Here is a 17256-nt window from a genome sequence, read left to right on the forward strand (position 1 = left end):
TAGGTCTACACCAATTCCTCTAGTATCTCTTCAGTCTTTCCCCTACGCTTATAATCCATTAATGCCATATCAAAAGATTGGAGCAGTATTTTCCGCGTTTCTTTGCTTTTTCTATCATTTCCCCGGATAGAGTTGAAAGCACCCACAATGAACTTGGTGGTATCATCATCCTCCCTGAATACACCCCTATCTGGATCTACATCGGTCCTTTTTGCCATGGCCTTATGGAACAGTTCTACACAGATAAATGGCTCCCTGCCACACTGTGCGGTCAGGTACTTGATCAGATATGTACCCAACCTAAATTCGGCCGAAGAAATGTAAGCCATTAGAAAATCAGAAACATCTTCGACTTTTAAGTGTTCCGCATGAACAAAACTGAGGTCCGAAACTAACGGCGACATGGGTTGTCCAATGCTGAAAAAAGCTTCCAATAAACTGAGTGATTTCCGCTTTGAACCATCATCATGATAAACATGCTTGATGATCAGGTTTAATAGCCAGTTACCTGCATACTGATTTTTTTCTAGTGTGGTCAAAAGTAATTCCCCTGCCCCGACCCGATCATAAAGATGGGAAAAATACAGTATTGAAACCAGAAACTGGCTATCATCCCGCCCAAGATTCTTTGCATTTGCCAACTTTTCAAATATGGGATAAAGTCCCTTAAAATCGTGATTGCCCATATACTGTAGTGACCAGAGGGATGATGCAAGCAAAAAAACATCATCCTCATCCACAAGTGTCTTTAGAAAAAGTTTATAGGAACGTTCCTGATCCAGATGATTTAGGCAGGCATATCGATAAAGAACGGCAGCTTTGGATTCTTTGGGGCCTTCTTTAAAAATCAGATTGAGAGCATTAAAAACCTGGTCGGCAAACCTTTTGTCCTTCACTTCGACAAGGCTTCTGGCCGCTCTTCCATGGATCGTATTAATACCTCTGGTAACCAAGCCGCCAATATCAGTTTCAGCTTCGTTAGCTTCAAATTCTTTTTCTTTAACATCAAAAGCAGCTTCAACAAGAAGATCAATGAGTTCCTGATCTTCTTCCTCTCCCCCGACCAAATTACCCGCTATATCGGCGCATGCCCAAAACCATCCATCGTAATTGCTTTCTGCGATAACCTTTTTAAGCAAATAAATACAGCGTTGACGATCCGTTTCCTGTTCACTAAGTCCTAAAAGTCCCGAAATAGCGTACTGAACTGGAATAGAAGTATCCGATATTACCGTTTCTATGATATCGAAAATCATTTCGGAAGAACAAGACTTCACTGCATCCCTAAATCCCCAGGTATGCTCTTCTAAACCACCTTTCAAATAGTCGCCTGAAAACGGATCGCGCTCACTTGCGTATTTCCTGAACGATTTAATCCATTCTTTTTTAGTCATATTCTGGTAGGCCTTAGCTGGAAGGGGGCGTGTGACCATGCCCGCCATCACACTTCCCAGATTAGAAGTGTCCTTATAGCCTACAAATTTTCGTTCTAACTCCAGAAATGACCTTTTTAGTAAAGTATCGGCAAAAACCCTTTCCCGCGGCAGGCGGCAGAGATAAACATATTTACTTAGTCCAAATTTCCCCCTGCGCACCGGCTTGTCCCAACCTTTGTCAATCCAAATCTCATCTCCAACCTTCAGATTAAGTATTGCATTGCAAATATAATCCTGCATTTCAACACCTAGCAAAGGAAATGCAGACTCTAGTAATTCCCGATATTCTACACCAAAATCATCTCTTAGTTTTATATGACCACATTCCTGCAGATAAAGGAACAGGTTGTAAACCACTGATTGAAATTCCCCTTCATTGGATTTCAAAGCAAATATGATCAGTCTCAGCACAGCTTTTTGCTTCGATCTACCATGCTTTTTCACAAAAGCTAAGAATTCCGGATCATTTTTCGCAGCAGCTCTCCGCAGACAGATTGCCAGGAGCCTATAAAGAAACTCTCGGCTATCAAGATGTTCCTCCTCCCTTAAATCGATTCGGTCAAATGTATAGTCACTGATCAATGTATCATTGAGTATATTTCTTTTATTGAACTTTGCCGAAACGGTTACAAATAATAAATCAATTAGCTTTTCCGGCGCTATTCCCGCTAATTTTTTGAGTACAGATTCACGTTCCCTCTGCTCGCCGTTCTCGACCGTCTTTCTGGTGCTAATCAGAAACTGCATTTTGTCGATAACCACCTGGGGATGGGTTTTAGCCATTTTTTCCAGCACAGAATAAAAACCGAACTGATCTTTGTTTATAAAATCCTCACACCTCCCCAACAGTTGCAATGCCCCTGGATGTTCCCAAAGATTTAGTCCAAAAGCTAAATTTCTTAAAAGGGCCTGATCAGTAACCCTTTCTGCAAAATCCCAAGCCAGTGGATTGCTGTTGTTCATATGGGCTATCAACAGGCGCGTGGCAGCCCAATGGGCAAAGCCAAACTGAGCCTCCCATTCCAGGGGATCCTCATCCAGATCTTCAAAAAGATGCGCTTTTTTCTCAAGAGGTGTAGTTAGTAGGTCAAGCGATCCCCGCACCAACAGTTCATCAAACCAGACTACAGATCTCACCTGCTGAAAAAAAAGGCCACTGAGTAAAAACGATTTCGACAGGCATCCCTCTATCAAATCAACCTCGCTTTTTTCCGGTGATTCGAGTGAAGCGAGCGTTAAAAGCGACATATGCCGGAAATGGAAGAAGATTTCCTTATCGTTTAAAAGTTTGGAAAGAATACTAATATAACTTTCGAAATCAAAATCCCTGAGATAGCCCATGATCATTTTTACTGCCGAACGAACAAATATGCTCTGCTCCTGCAACTTGATGTAACTGATCAAATCATCACCCTTCTCTACAAACCGTTTGGCAAATACAAAATCATAGAAAGTCTGATGAAAGAACTGGATCTGCTGTCCCTCCCGTTTTAAAAGGCGCTGGCTTTCCAGAAAACTGATTTCCCTACTATCTTCTTCAAACAGATGTACGTTCAATGAAATACGCTGCGCCTTGAACATTTCTTTGGCTATCTTGTAGAGCAGTTTCTTTACCCTTTTGATTTCCAGCCCTGAATTGGCAGGAATGGAAAGTACTTTTTGTCGCCATAGCTCCGTATACAGCCCTTGTATCGAAATGATACTCTCATCAGTTGGCAACGCATCCGCAATCCTGGAGAAAACATTAAGGTGGTTGGGAGTACACAGGAGCTCCATTAACTTTACAGAGACCCGTTCACGGAAAACTCCGATTTTCTTCAGCTGTTCCAATACCTGCTCTTTGGCGAGTGGCTTTACAGAAATCGTCTTGATATTTTTATACTGCCTTAGTGATGGGTCATAGTAAAGGTCAAAAAAGCGTACCGAAAAAACTATCCTTACACTGGCATCGTGAGCATAATTATCGATCAGAGATTTATAAACCGTTAAAAAGTTACGGTCAGAGGACATGGTTTGTGAGAGTGCGTCGATCTGATCGATAATGATTACAGTATTCACAAAACGCTGTTTACACTGTTCAATGAAGTCAAACAGAGGGAGTGAAATCCCAATCAGTCCCTGAAGCTGGGGAAGACTTGCCGCGTATAATCGGTCTGCTTTTAAACCCAGTACCGCAATACCCTCTACCTTGAGCTGCTCATAAAGGTCTTTTAAAATCACGGTCTTTCCCATTCCGGCATTTCCTGCCAATACACACAAATTAAGCTCATTCCCGAACTTGTCCTTTTCCGGCACAGTTTTAATCCATTGTAATAATTCCGCTGTTTCCGATCTTGGGATATGCGAATCAGGAATATCATCGAATTCATTGCGTTGATGGGAAAGCGCAGAAGAGCCGCGACTAAGTTCCTCCCTAATCCCTGATTCGTTCAGTTCCCGATTAAAATAGCCTGAAAAATCCGATCTCAAAGCTTCAATCTCAGCATTATCAGTAACGGTTCGAACCTCAAAAAAGAGTGAGATCAAATGCCTGCACTCCTGCTCCATCAGGTAAGCATCTAAATCCTGGGAATGGATTTTAAGGACTTTTATCTGTTTCAATATATCTTTGACCTTACCATCAACATCCGCAATTTTCAAATCGCTGAGCGTCGGATTTAGTAAAAGCTTTTGCATCCAGTTGTTCAGGTCCGGCTCCTGACAGATTCTGATATTGAATTCATCAATCAAATCGCTACAGTCCCTGACAAAACCACCAGTAGCTGCTATGTAGTATGTAAAATCTCTGGCATCTGGAATTAACTGGGGTTCTAGCAGGCTATAGAGTACGTATTTAACTATTTCTTCTCCGAAATCTGTTTTACTGATACTCTTCTGATATTTCTTGCACTGTATCATGCCCTTTAGGATGCCATGCTGAAACAGCGCACAGTCCCTTCCCATATCTCTGACTCCTGACATCAGGCTTACTTTATCAAAACCAGATAAAGTTCCTTTAGTTATTTTGGCTTCAAAAATACTATAAACAAGCTCCTCCAGCCTTCTTGGATCTGCAATATCACGGTAAGGAAAACCTTTATTGGCAATAGCGGCTGGATTATCGATTCCTTTTGAAATGAGTGGCGAAATAAATTCTATTATTGGCATATTTTTGGTCCCTTGATACCACTCCAAGCCTAAACAGAGAGCGTTTGCTAAGTTAAAGATTGTCGACTTAAAAGTAAAAAGCCCAAACCGGTTTGCGATCCAAAAATCTGATGCGAATGGACAACGTTTTAAAATCACACAGCAGCTTTGTGGTAAACGAAGTGAAGCGGAAGCTGAATTATCCACTACGTTAAAACGCCCTTAGGATAATCAAAAGATTACCCTAAGGGCGTTTTTGAACTTGAATGAAGCTATTACTTAAGTGCAGCCGCAGCCTGCTCGTCAGCCTGGACTGCAAGCCCAATAACATAATTGACCAAGAAGGCATCAACCAAAGAAAGCGCGTAATCACGACCGATTGGCAACATATCTGGTGTCAAAAGCTCTTCATCAATATATTTTTCCGCATTCCATAATTTACGGGTCAATTGAGGATTTTCTGCTTCTATCCTATCTAAAACATCCTCAAATTTCGCGTTTGCTACTTCAATAAATTCGTTACGATCCGCCCCAACCAATGGCAAGGCAGAAATTTGTACAGTAGTTTTCATTTTCTCTTCTATTTTTTTTGGTTTTATAATTTGATTTTCATTTGATGGTTTTTCCATCCTGACCAAACGATAATCAAAAACATAAGTGTCATGACCATCTACATCGGCAAAAACCTGCTTGAAAATATCAAGTTTATACTCATCATCTAATATTACATTGTTTTCATTTTCTATATCCGTGAAATAATCAACCCACTCTTCATAGCTGATTTTGTGTTGGTTATCAAATAGCAGCCTGGCTAATTCCAATGCAGGCATGGAAGCCTTTAGCATTTCCGTCCATTTTTTGAATCCAACCAATTTCGCAATAATGTGCTGTGCATTCATCAGGGTAAAACTACCTTCATCAATATCGAAGTCGGTAACCAGTGCATCTACATCGAAAAATTTTGGCGTATACTCAAATAAATGATTGCCTAACGATGGATCAAAATAAGGTTTTTGGGTTTTGAAATCTTTGTATAGATTTTTTGCCTGGAGTTTGAAGTACTCAATAGTTTTCATAATACAATCCTTTTGTACCAGCTTAATTATCCTTTTTTTTGCGTTCGTAATCTTGTGTGGATAATAAGCAAGTAGGTTTGCATTATTAAACTATTGGCTGATGAAATCTTTGCACGAACGGGCATGCTTGCCAACAAGCATACACAATTATAGAGATAAAAATTCTCAATTCCAATACCTGAAGCAAATTTATAAAATCGCTTTACAAAAGAATATAATCCTCCCTTTGGCCCTCGGTCATTTCAACCCTTATGATGAAATCAGCAAATTTTATCTATTGGGTAGCGGATGTAGAGTTTTACGTCCTTCAATACGCGCAAAAGGCTACGTTCAAATCGGTGGTAATTCGGCAATAGTCCGGCTATTCTTGTATCTGGTACAGACCTAACTTAGCGCTTATTATTTAATTACATAATATAAATAATATGGATGCAATACTGCGCCTTAACTCCGGGAACATGATTGAAACACTTTTTTTGAACTTAGAACATATTTATTTGAGCATAATCTTTCTCTGTATAGCCTTACTACTAATAATGGGTTTCGCCGCTTATCTATATAAAGGAAGCATAAAACCAAATGAAAAGAAATCGATGGTATTCAAGTTTTGGCTATTCAGCTTTACAATCAGCCATAAAAAAAATAAGGACTTGGATGATGAAACTACAGAAGACTAACTCATTTTATAACTCTATAAACCTTTCAATTTCCTCAGAAAGGGCAATCTTCAAGTGACAGCTTAAAACGAAAAATATTTTTTTTATCTTCTCAGAAGCTGGTGTTTTTTTGATCAATGGGAATCCTCTTTCCCTAAGATCATCGGCCTTGAGGAAATCCTTGGTGTTATTATTGAATTTAAGCGACCAAAATTGTTCAAAATAAGGGATCAACTGAAAATTATAAAATGAAGTTATCGTGTTTTTGAAAGTAGCATCTAAAGTTACCAGATTAGCAAGTTGGAGATCTGCCGCTTTTGACGAGTCTGAAAAAGTGCTTAATAAAAAACAAGCAATAACATAGATGAAATCTTTATTGGCACTTTCTTGCTTATTATGCATCTCTATAAATTCAGGATAATCCAAGCCATCAAGCATAATTTTTTCAAAAATCGATTTAGCGTAATTGAACTCATTAAGGTCTACCACATTGTATTTTCCGGGGTCAAATAAGCTATCAATGCTAGTCTGATAGTATTCTTTTTTTAGATCACCGCTCAAAATTCTTAACGAAAAGTCTAGCGACACAGGAAAAAGGATATATAAGTACACTGCAAGATCATCATTGAGCGATCTTGATGACCGGGCTTGCTTAATAAATTCTGCCTGTTCTTTACCGGCATCGCCCTCCTTCACTTTCTTTTCAGCTCCCAGATAAAATTGTTGAACCTCGGCGAGCATGTTGTACCCCTGCAAATACCTCCTATCGCTTATCGGGTAAAAAACAAACTTTTGGATTAAAGCCAAAAATTTTGGTTCATCCCTTGCCCATCTCCAAAAACTCTTTCCGGATGAACACGTACTTTTTTACAAAGCACTGCTTATTCAATCGGCTAGACTGCCCGAATTGGTCTGGAATAATCCCCAAGAAAGACATCTACGCCACATGGGCTATGGCATCCCAAGTTTGGATCGTGCAATTGACAATAACCCTCACCGTATTACCTTCACCGAAACCGGAAAAATTGCTCCTAAAAAAGCCAAAATATTTTCAGTTAAAGTACCTGATGAAATGCGTGGGCAGGGTGACGCTTTTGATATCTTAATAGAAGTATCCCTGTGTTACACTGCCGAACCCAGAAGAACCAGAAAGGCAATTAGATCATACCTTTCGACATGGCTCACCTGGGAATCCAGTAAATTGGGCCAAAGTTCACAGGCATTCCATACCGACGTATTAAAAGAAATGGAGGAAAACGACTGGGATCAGGACCTTGATGAGCCGATTGATCCCCATTCGATCAAATGGTCAATCTGGAGCAATAGTCAATGGGGAAAAATCAAAGGAGCTAGAAGACAAGCTAGTGCCAACCAGAAAGATTGGGTTGTATTAAAATCATTCGATTTGCCACCAGAGCTTTCATTTGCCGTAATCGGCCATAAGGGATGGGAAAACGATCTTGAGCAGGAAGTTCCCTACGCCTTTGTAGTTAGCTTTGAGATTCTGAATGCCGAAATTGAAATTTACGAAATCATGCAGCGCGTGAATATTGAGATTCCGATTCAGGCAACCGTATAGAATTTGTAGAACTTATGAATATCTGAATTTATGGAAAATGACACTTGGAATATTTCGGCCGAAAACACCGCAAATATCGATAAAGATATTGCCACCTACATTATAGAACAAGCGGAGAAGTCACTAAAGTATTCCATCGAGGTTGCAGACAAGACCACTGCAAAATCAATAACGCTACTTTTGATCTTATTACCCGCAACCTCCACAATCGTAGGTTTTCTCGTAAACGCACTTAAACAGAACAAGGGCCTGCTTACAGCCGAAACCTTACTTTTGATGTATTTCCTTCTGGTCTGTATCATATCGATCATTTTTGTTGTAAAACTGATGCTGCCCCGTAATACAATGGCCCCTGGACGGGATCCCAAGCAATTAATTATCGATGAACTTCTGCAACGAGTGGAATATACAAGCGAGCAGAAGTTACTAGCTTATAAAATTAATGAGATCAAGAATTTCCAGCATAAAATAACATACAACCGTAAACAAAACAATGCGCGGATACTCCGTTTTAAATACATATTAATCTACACAGGACTCACCGCAATTATGGGGCTACTGACCTATATATCTATCGTATATCTTTTGGCTGTTCACCTGTTGTAGGCTGTGGGGAATCTACCGGTATCTCCGAATAATCAATTGGATCTATCATGTTTATATCTTTATTTGAAAGTAAAGATATAAACTCCAGTTTATTTTCTGTTACCTGCGATCATTTTTTTCTGAATCGACTTTGCGATCTGGTCACAATCAACTTCCTCGTCCCGAATTGGTATATCATGCGATATTCGCCTCCAATACAGGCTTATTCCAAATGGCAACAATATTAAATTATATCCCTAATTTAGCATCTTTAACCTCTCATTTTAACAACAGTGGATTACCAAAAAAAAATAAAAGAACAATTAAGTAATGGCCTCATTATTCCAGTAGTTGGCGCTGGTGTCTCATATGCTACTTCAGGAATACCAGGTTGGAAAGGATTAATAGAAAATGGCCTGGCCTATGCGGCCAACAGTCTCGGAGTTTCACCGGATAAAATCCTCGAAGCAAATGACTTGTTAAAGGAAAATAAGCTAACAGCAGCAGCAGACATTGTAAAGAACCTCTTGAATGCTCCGGGACATCCGTTCACAAATTGGCTGAATTATAATTTCGAAAGGCCTGAGATTAAATCCACAGATTTGATTCAAAGCATACAGAACCTTTGTCAACCAATTATCGCCACTACAAATTATGACGATTTGCTCAGGACTGTCGGTTCGGCACAGACTGATATGGCATTGGATTGGTCGCAACATGAAGAAATACAATCCTGTTTAAGTCAGCATAGGCGGTTTATCCTTCATTTACATGGTCTCTATACCAGACCCACTACTCCAATTTTCGGAGCAGGTGACTACGAAAACCTTAGAAATCAGCTTGGTTATAAGACAATACTGAACCAACTATGGATGCATAGACACTTTCTTTTTATAGGGTGCAGCCGTGATGGAGTAATGGATGAGGACTTTATGAGTGTTCTGAAACTTATGCAAGAGTGGTTTCCCGGCCAGCAGAAAGAACACTATATCTTGATGTCGGATAAAGAAATTGGATCTCAGCAGCATTTGGAGTTACTGCAGAAATGTAATGTACACTTGGTTCCTTTTGGAAAAGATTACAATGAACTTCCGCATTTTATTAACCACATAAATCCAAACGCGAAAGAAATCGTCCAGCGTTACAATCAACAAAAAGAACGTGCATTTGAGGGAATCCGATCGATACTGGAAGCGCAGCAAAATATTGATGTTGACCAGACAGTTAAGGAATTTATTAAGGAAAATCTTGGCTTACCCTACTATTGGTTATCGAATGATAAGATAAAGATTTTCATGGATGCTCTTGAAAATTATAATTCTGGGATACAAAAGAAAAGGGAAAAATTTGTGAACCTTCAGGTTATGATGCGGGCAATAATAAATATATCGGATCTGAAAAGCAAGATCGCCCTTTGGGCTAAGAACTCCCATGAGACAAATCATCTTAACAATATCGATTTTATAAATATGGGGATTTTAGCATGGGAATTACTCATCAGTATACCAGAAGAGATTCTCGAAGAGATTAAAATCAGGGACTTAAGGGTTGTACACCATGCCTATTTTGCAGGTACCCTTAGCAGCTTTTATCATGAAGCCAAAAGCTGGAAAGATTCAGGTAAACCGGAAGATCTAGATGGCGATAGGTATTTTTTCGAAAATCTTGTTCGTATTATGAACTCTTTGCTTGGAATTCTTGAATTGAATGTTAATGATCTCTATAATGAAAAACCGGTAGCCAAAATTGCCGTTGAATTACCAAAGGAATTTGTTTTGGCCGTGTGTCCAAAAAGCATCTCTATTACAAAGTCAGAAGACATCAGTGAGGTCGTAGCTGAATTACCTTGGGATGAAAGCCTTGAATTTTCTTTCGCGACAGTAATTACAGTTGGTCACACCAAGATCGTGATTGGATTCAATTCACAATACTGTTTCAAATGGAACCCGACCGAAGAACTTACCGCCACGAATTTTTTCGAAATAAACAAAGATGAAGTGATTGTAGAATTAGAGGTATTGAACCAGGGCCAGCATATTGTCTTAGAGATCTATACTTCCAAACGCAAAATTTTGATGGTGAATTTTTCTGACACCAATGAAACGAAACTTGAAAAAGGTTTTGTAAATTACGTAAAGTTATTGCTTAATGGGAAAACCTATTGTAAAGGAAGAATAGAAAAGAGCTTCCGAGGCGCAAGTGTCTTTGAACTCTCCTCACTCGGTGAATATCATCCAAAGATAACATCTGTTTCTTTGTGGGAACAATTATTAGAAATACCGGAAATTAATGCCGAGTATCATGATTATTTAAAACAGGAAAATTTTGACTCGAGAAGAAATGACATACTGTATCCTTATGTAGCAGACATTTCTTTAAGTAAAGTCGGATGGATTGACAAGGAACTGTTAGCCCTAAAGATCAGATTTGGCTTTACCGGTCCTGACTCGACTGCTATATTTATTATAGATCCCTCTATTGGCTATGAAAAGCCTATTTTTAAAATCTATTTCCCACACAAAATCTGTTTTTGTTTTGACACGTTCTCTTATGGCGAAAATGTAGACCTAATTGTTGGTTATCTAGATTTCAACGATGTAGGAAATCTTGTACAACACTTCGAAAAAATCCAACAAGCTGCACAAATGACAGCCTATAATCAACCAGGATTATTTCCTCAGGAAATCTTAAGCAGAACGCAAATTAGGGATATGTTTTATACCACACTTGTATCCCCTAATCGAGCACTTCTAATTGAAGAGGGTAAAATTCTGCATGATGTAAATTTGCGAACACAGCAAAATGTGACCATAGAATTTGAAGATCGCATACGATCAGTACGTTACTTTCAATAGCACTTAAATACATAATTTTATCCCTGGAAAACAGATCCAAGGCTTCACTATTGGCACTTTAGTTCTGCCGGGGATAAAAAACCATCCCATCAAAACTATAAAACACTCCCTTAACCAACTATTGGAATAATCTAGCATAAGATTTTTATTTATCGGTTAATTTCGAATGAAATACTTAAATCACAAAATCGGATCTATTTCCTGATAAAAGTCAAATATTAAACGACTAATCACTACGATTCAAAACATTTAAGCGTTCAACACTCCCAATAGCAAGAATACACGCTTTTAATCGAAGTTAAATACCTGTTTCCTGTTCGAATAAACCTGGAACCTCTTTGTTATAACTAAGGTAGATCGAAACTGGAATATTGCATTCATCAAGATATTTTCTCATAATTTCCAGTGATCGATTTGGGTCGATCTTTCCATTGCTGGCACCCAGCAATGGAAAAGCAACTGAAGTAATACCCCTAAGTTGGTAAGTTTGCATAAATTTTTGAAGTCCTTCCTCGAGATATTCTTCTTTACTCGGCTGTCTCCAGTCGTATTTTGTTGGAAAATTAAGTACCCATTTATGTTCAGTCTTGTAAAGCCACAACTTCCCAATATCAAACAATTGTTTATGACATAAATCCTCATAAACTCTGAACATGTGCGGATAACGTCGTTTAAATTGTAATGCCAGCCCCTTTCCCATCACTCCGACACAGTTCACAGTGTTGACCAATGTCTGCGCTTCGCTCTCAAAAATGTTACCAGACTCAATAATCTGCATATTAACTTGAAATTTTAATCCATTCTTCTAAGTCATCGAACTTTTTTTCATAGCCGTTTTCAAAAAGAAGCCGCTTTCCCTGATCAGTTAATTTCATTTCATTAGATCCTTCCTTCAGAAAAAGTTTATCTCTCAAAGACTTATAACCGGCAGCATCGCACTGATAGTAAACGACTAGAACATCCCAGAATGCCAATACATCCATACTTATTTTGGATGCCATTGCAGTTACAGATCTAAACACCTCCATCAGATCAATGCTGAATCGACTATCAAGATGCTTTCCAATTGGGTCACCATCGATTAACGCCTGCAATTTAAGAAAACCATCGTCACTAAATGGTAATAGGGACTTAATTTTATCTAGGATTGCAAGGGTGTGCCTGTGCTGCAAACCTTTATCTCCAGCCAAAACTGCCGAAGGCTTGCCTATGTCGTGCAATGCCAAACACAAAATGTATTCTTTGTATGAATCAAAAAAATCCTGTTTATTAAAATACTTTTGAAAATTTGAAATAACTTCCAACGTGTGGCTTTCCAGGGTAAGACCGTCTGGCCCCGGAAGATGGCTCGCATACCAATAAGCAAGTTCAGGATGCTGTTTTAATGCATTAATAATCCCTGCACCTGATTCATCTTCAGAATCAAACCATTCCTTTACCGCATCTCTTATAAAAGAATAATCCAACCTGTAATTAACTGTATTGGCATACAGTAACCAATTCTGACCTTTATAATGATAGAAAAGCTTCAAAGCTGCCTCAGATAGATTTCCTTCAATAAACACACTCTGTCCCATTTTACTGGTCATCCAATTTTCTGCGTTATATTGATTCAAGATATTCCCCTTGATATGTTGCCATTCCTGATCAGTACCATGCTGCAGAATAAAATTGCCGTCATGCGGTTTCGAAACTGAGACATCTAAGCTAATTGGTGAAGAGATAATCTCCGCTTTAATATTCGAATTATGAAACAGCCCAGAATCCACAATAATACGGTTTTTCCATTGAGCATCATCAAGAAGTGCAAGTAGCGTTTCTTTAGCAGCAATGTTTTGCACTCCAAGATGAAATGGTACTAAACTAATGTCGAGGCTGTCCTTAACCAAAAACTCCTGATGTGCAGAAACGGTAAATCTATCATTTGAGATTTCTCCGAACTGCCTGTAAACCCCGTCAAAATCGAAGCGCGATATAATTTCAGCGGTATTTCCGTATTCAACTTGGGCAGCAGAAAGCGAGCCGATGCTAACTTTCCAATCAGCTTGATCCATAACTTGATCCAAAGGCAAAATAAAGAAGACAGGAACCGGGCAAATCGGATCACTACCGATTCTGTTGACCGAATCTTGCCCTCTTCCAAGATTTTCAACATAGTATTGCGTGGGTGTTTTTGGCCTAAAATAAAACCTCGCATAAGCTTTTCGCTCATGCAGAGTCTGTGCAATGATCCCTGATCCTGCAGAATCCTTAAAACTGGCCGAATTTCTGCTCTTGATTGTGCCCTGCTTAATGATAGAAATTGCATTTTCAATATGGGTAAAATGGTAAATATTAAGCGGTTTACCATCTAGAAAAGCGCTTAGTCCGTCCAGTAGCATTTTTTTTGCATCATCCCCGCAGCGTGCTATCAACTGCTGATTCCGGACAAGATTTGCATCCCATAGTTCCTGATAACTTGCCTTTGGCATTAAGAAATTAAGCGCAGTTGACTGGGCTAATGAAGAATAGCCATCTTTTTGACTATCTTCATTTTCCTCGTCTCCATCTGAGTCCTCTTTTTCATCTTCACCTTGTGGAAAATCATCAGCGGGTGGCAGTCCAATTTTTTCTTCCTCGAAATAAGCTTTGATCTCCTCAGGTTCACTTCGCAACAGGAATTCAAGTTCTCGGTCGTGCTTTCGGTAGCCGAAAATCCTGCAGAGTAAATTTGGCAACAGATACATCACCTTTTGTTGGGTCCAAGGTGAAAGCGTATATAATTTATTTTCAACAAAATGTACAGCTACTTTTTTATTCCATGCATCCCCATAAAAAACCTCTAGCTCATCAGCCTGGAAAAACGCAAGTTTTTTAAATTTCTCCTGGAGATCAAAAAGTACCTCAGGATATCCACTGGCGGCCTCGTTTTCCATCCACTTCGCCCAAAAAGGTATGATCTGGGCTATCCGACGTGAAAGCGCTCTGGCTGGCGCTTCATCAGGTGTATTCAGTCCAAATTCACTTTGCCGGATGATATTTACATTCATAAGTTCCAGCAAGTGTTCAAGTGCGCTATGCCGTTGATTCTCTTTATTCAACTGGATAAACCTAAATACTCCTCCGAACACTTTATGGTCTCCATCAATAAAATGATTGAGCATGTCCGCAGCCAAAAATTCCCCTCGAGTATCCAGAAAGTTGGCAGTCAAAGCCCAGGTTTCAATGCTCTGCAACTGCTGGGAATTAAAAACATTCAACTGATCTAATAAATAGGTATAAATATGCTGAATCTTGGATTTATTGTCTTGGATATTGGCAGCGTCAGTAGAAATTTCCCCCAATAAGACCAGATAATCTGAAAGTTCAAGGCTTGTTCTAAACCCAAAGAAAGACCGCCAGTCTGCATCCAGATCCGGACCAGCGAAAACCGGCAGATAGTTCTGGGCAAAGCGATTTTCTTCGGAGTTCAGAAAAATCTTTCCTGAAGCCAGGCACTCTTTTGTTGTGGTTGGCAAACAGTTTCGATGCTGAACATACCACTTAAGGTAAGCGGTCACCTTATCTCCCGAATCCCTTCCTGGGAAACCAGGATTACCCCAAAATGCGGTAGGATACTCAAGCAACCTTAACACCGGAATTCCCAGCACCACATCCTGCCAGAAAAGTTGGGCAAAACCAAAATTATCACCCGTATACTTTAAGAGACTCAGAGAGCGAATTTCCTTAAAAGAATCCGAAGGGAATTTCGTAAGATAAGGTTTGAAAGTGAAGCCAGTGAGATAATTAACATCAAACCCTTTATTTATCAACTCATAATTAGACAAAACTTCATTATACTCCACAATTCCGATGCGCTCTTTCACCCCCAGATAATAAAAGAAATTCTTCCAGTCTGCAGATGGAGCCCCCACAGGTAAATATTGCGAAGTCACATAGATATCCTCATCGAGCACTGCTTCAAGCTGAATATGTGGGTGATATTCATTAGCATAAAAGCTCTTGTGTGCAGGGATCAGATTTCCCCGTTTGCTTAAAAGTTTCAATTCTCCCAAACTGGCAAGTATCTCCGGCCCAACCTGTCCTTTTGAAAAGAGGTTAAAGATATCGCGTACAGTTCTAATTGCATTCTTAGTGGTCACAAAGGTTGAAACATTAGGTAGAATAACTTTCATAAGAAAGGTCAGATCAGATTTAATCTGTACGCCGAGACCTTGCAACCATAATTTAACTTCAAGATTTTCGCCTGCCCAATTATCCAAATCTGCATGGATAAACGAGATTTCGGTGTCATCAGCATAAGTTTCTCCTGGAGCCGGGAAAAACACCTCTTTTGGCGATTTCAACTCATTTCTTTGATTCAAAATAAACGGCCAGCTCTGTAAACTATCAAGTGTAATTGCACTCACGTAGCTGTTATCATGCAGATTTTTAATATGCATGATTAATGCTCTATTTTTTAAAGGATCATGCTCTGCCTCAAATTCTATTGTCGCGAGCATCTTCTGAAAGTCTTTCCAATCGAAAACAGCCACACCTGCTGCTTTAAGTTTTCCTTCTACAGAATTTTTAGAAACAAAAGGTGCTTGATCCAGCTCAGCCAGTCCATCACGAACCATCTTATACCCACGGATAAGGTTGCCTCCTACAAATTCTACATCAGAAAGAAAGGTGTAATCCATCAGAGATTGGTTTACCCTAAGCAAATTCCCTCCTTTATTGAGCACAAAAGCCACTTGTTTAACTGCTAAGTTGAAGCTGGCATTGTAGGCCAAAGCGAGCTTATCTGATGGATTAATCGCACTCGGCAGCAGATTGTAAGCGGTAAAACCATAATCGCCTGTTACCAGCTCGGCGATCCACTTGAGAAGTTCCAAAGGGATACAACCAAACAGCCACTCATTCCAAGCCGCATCCTTATGCAAATCCTCACGGTTGGCGGCAGTATAAAAAGCCGCATTAACAAGAACCGGGATTCCATACCCTCTTTCTTCAGTGGGTAGATAAGCATAGAGGAGCCTTTCCGAATCCTTTAACCCTTCAAGCCCCTCGTCTCCAATTTTTGCAGCCAGGGTAATCTCGACCTTTTTAGCGTTCCGCAGTTTTTCTGGCATATCGGATTCCTCTTTCAAGAGCATTTGAGTAGCCTGGGGAATATCAATTACCAGTGTTTTTTTGAACCAACTAGAATGCTCTTCACCGTTAACTTGAATAGAAGTCCTCTGGTCCTGGGCGACATCGACCGTAATTCGAGTTGGTTTAGTACTTAAAAACTCAATGGATGAAATATGCTTCAAAAACAAAAACATATTCGCTTTATTGGAAAGCTCAGCAATTGCAGATGCTATAGCCTCAGGTTTCTTTAGTGCCACAATTGTAGCAACCTTCCAACCACCATCACTCAAAAACCTGTGGATATCGGGTTCGACCTCCTGATTTTTTGTGTAGATAGGGATAATCTGCCACGGTACTTCAAAGCTACGTTTTTCCTGAAGCTCCCAAGCCGCTTGTGATTCGCCCCATATCGGGTTCCATTCATGCCTAAAGTCTGAATCAAAGCGAAAATATTCTCCATCTGTAAAAACTGTTACATGATCGGAGACACCAAAAACTGCCTTAAAACCAATTCCTTTAAAACCTGTTTTATCGGGATCATTTTTCTTGGAGCCATTGTCTACACCACATACACCCTTTACATCCCCGTCGTCAAAAGGTTTGCCGCTGTGCGCTATCACCAGCAGGCTACCGAAGAGCTTAACAGCAACCCTTACTTTTTCTCCACCCCCACCGGCATCATCAGCATTTTGAAGCAGCTCATAAACGAAACGTTTTGAATCACTGTAAAGGTCGGTAGAAAGATACCGCAAAGATGCTGCTTGATCTACCATCTGTTCGGCTTCTGCGTAATTTGTTTTTTTTCTAAATATTTTTTCGACGGTTTCTAATATAGACATGATTGCGTAA

The 17256-nt window shown here is 39.7% G+C and carries 8 protein-coding genes; 3 read left to right on the forward strand and 5 right to left on the reverse strand.

Going from position 1 to position 17256, the window contains the following annotated elements:
- Positions 1 to 5 precede the first annotated feature (5 nt).
- From G7074_RS25795 to G7074_RS25805, 3 genes are all read right to left on the reverse strand, one after another.
- A complete protein-coding gene (locus tag G7074_RS25795; protein ID WP_166212129.1) occupies positions 6 to 4769 on the reverse strand; it encodes a hypothetical protein in 4764 nt (1587 codons plus the stop codon).
- Between the two features lie 68 nt (positions 4770 to 4837).
- Positions 4838 to 5638, reverse strand: a complete 801-nt coding sequence (locus G7074_RS25800) for a hypothetical protein (protein WP_166212132.1) — start codon at positions 5636 to 5638, stop codon at positions 4838 to 4840.
- 683 nt (positions 5639 to 6321) lie between these two features.
- On the reverse strand, positions 6322 to 6990 hold the full coding sequence (locus G7074_RS25805) for a hypothetical protein (RefSeq protein WP_166212134.1): 669 nt from the start codon (positions 6988 to 6990) through the stop codon (positions 6322 to 6324).
- 250 nt (positions 6991 to 7240) lie between these two features.
- Between G7074_RS25805 and G7074_RS25810 the strand changes: the two genes are divergently transcribed.
- The 3 genes from G7074_RS25810 (at position 7241) to G7074_RS25820 (ending at position 11313) form a co-directional block, all read left to right on the forward strand.
- Positions 7241 to 7873: a hypothetical protein gene (locus G7074_RS25810; RefSeq protein WP_166212137.1), complete on the forward strand. Its 633-nt coding sequence runs from the start codon at positions 7241 to 7243 to the stop codon at positions 7871 to 7873.
- Positions 7874 to 7903: 30 nt separating this feature from the next.
- Positions 7904 to 8479 carry a hypothetical protein gene (locus G7074_RS25815; RefSeq protein ID WP_166212140.1) on the forward strand — a complete coding sequence of 192 codons (576 nt, stop codon included), beginning with the start codon at positions 7904 to 7906 and terminating at the stop codon, positions 8477 to 8479.
- 272 nt (positions 8480 to 8751) lie between these two features.
- Positions 8752 to 11313 carry an SIR2 family protein gene (locus G7074_RS25820; RefSeq protein WP_166212143.1) on the forward strand — a complete coding sequence of 854 codons (2562 nt, stop codon included), beginning with the start codon at positions 8752 to 8754 and terminating at the stop codon, positions 11311 to 11313.
- 298 nt (positions 11314 to 11611) lie between these two features.
- Here the strand turns inward: G7074_RS25820 and G7074_RS25825 are convergent, their stop codons facing one another.
- A complete protein-coding gene (locus G7074_RS25825) occupies positions 11612 to 12091 on the reverse strand; it encodes a macro domain-containing protein (protein ID WP_166212146.1) in 480 nt (159 codons plus the stop codon).
- A gap of 1 nt (position 12092) precedes the next feature.
- Positions 12093 to 17246, reverse strand: coding sequence for a DarT ssDNA thymidine ADP-ribosyltransferase family protein (locus G7074_RS25830; RefSeq protein WP_166212149.1), 5154 nt, complete (start codon positions 17244 to 17246; stop codon positions 12093 to 12095).
- Positions 17247 to 17256: the final 10 nt, after the last annotated feature.

Origin of the sequence: Pedobacter sp. HDW13 (assembly GCF_011303555.1) — a bacterium.
Taxonomy (GTDB): domain Bacteria; phylum Bacteroidota; class Bacteroidia; order Sphingobacteriales; family Sphingobacteriaceae; genus Pedobacter.

Bases quoted from the DNA above. Each gene is read 5' to 3' on its own strand.
- G7074_RS25800 (WP_166212132.1), bottom strand. From the start codon at position 5,638: ATGAAAACTATTGAGTACTTCAAACTCCAGGCAAAAAATCTATACAAA.
- G7074_RS25810 (WP_166212137.1), top strand. From the start codon at position 7,241: ATGGGCTATGGCATCCCAAGTTTGGATCGTGCAATTGACAATAACCCT.
- G7074_RS25815 (WP_166212140.1), top strand. From the start codon at position 7,904: ATGGAAAATGACACTTGGAATATTTCGGCCGAAAACACCGCAAATATC.
- G7074_RS25825 (WP_166212146.1), bottom strand. From the start codon at position 12,091: ATGCAGATTATTGAGTCTGGTAACATTTTTGAGAGCGAAGCGCAGACA.
- G7074_RS25830 (WP_166212149.1), bottom strand. From the start codon at position 17,246: ATGTCTATATTAGAAACCGTCGAAAAAATATTTAGAAAAAAAACAAAT.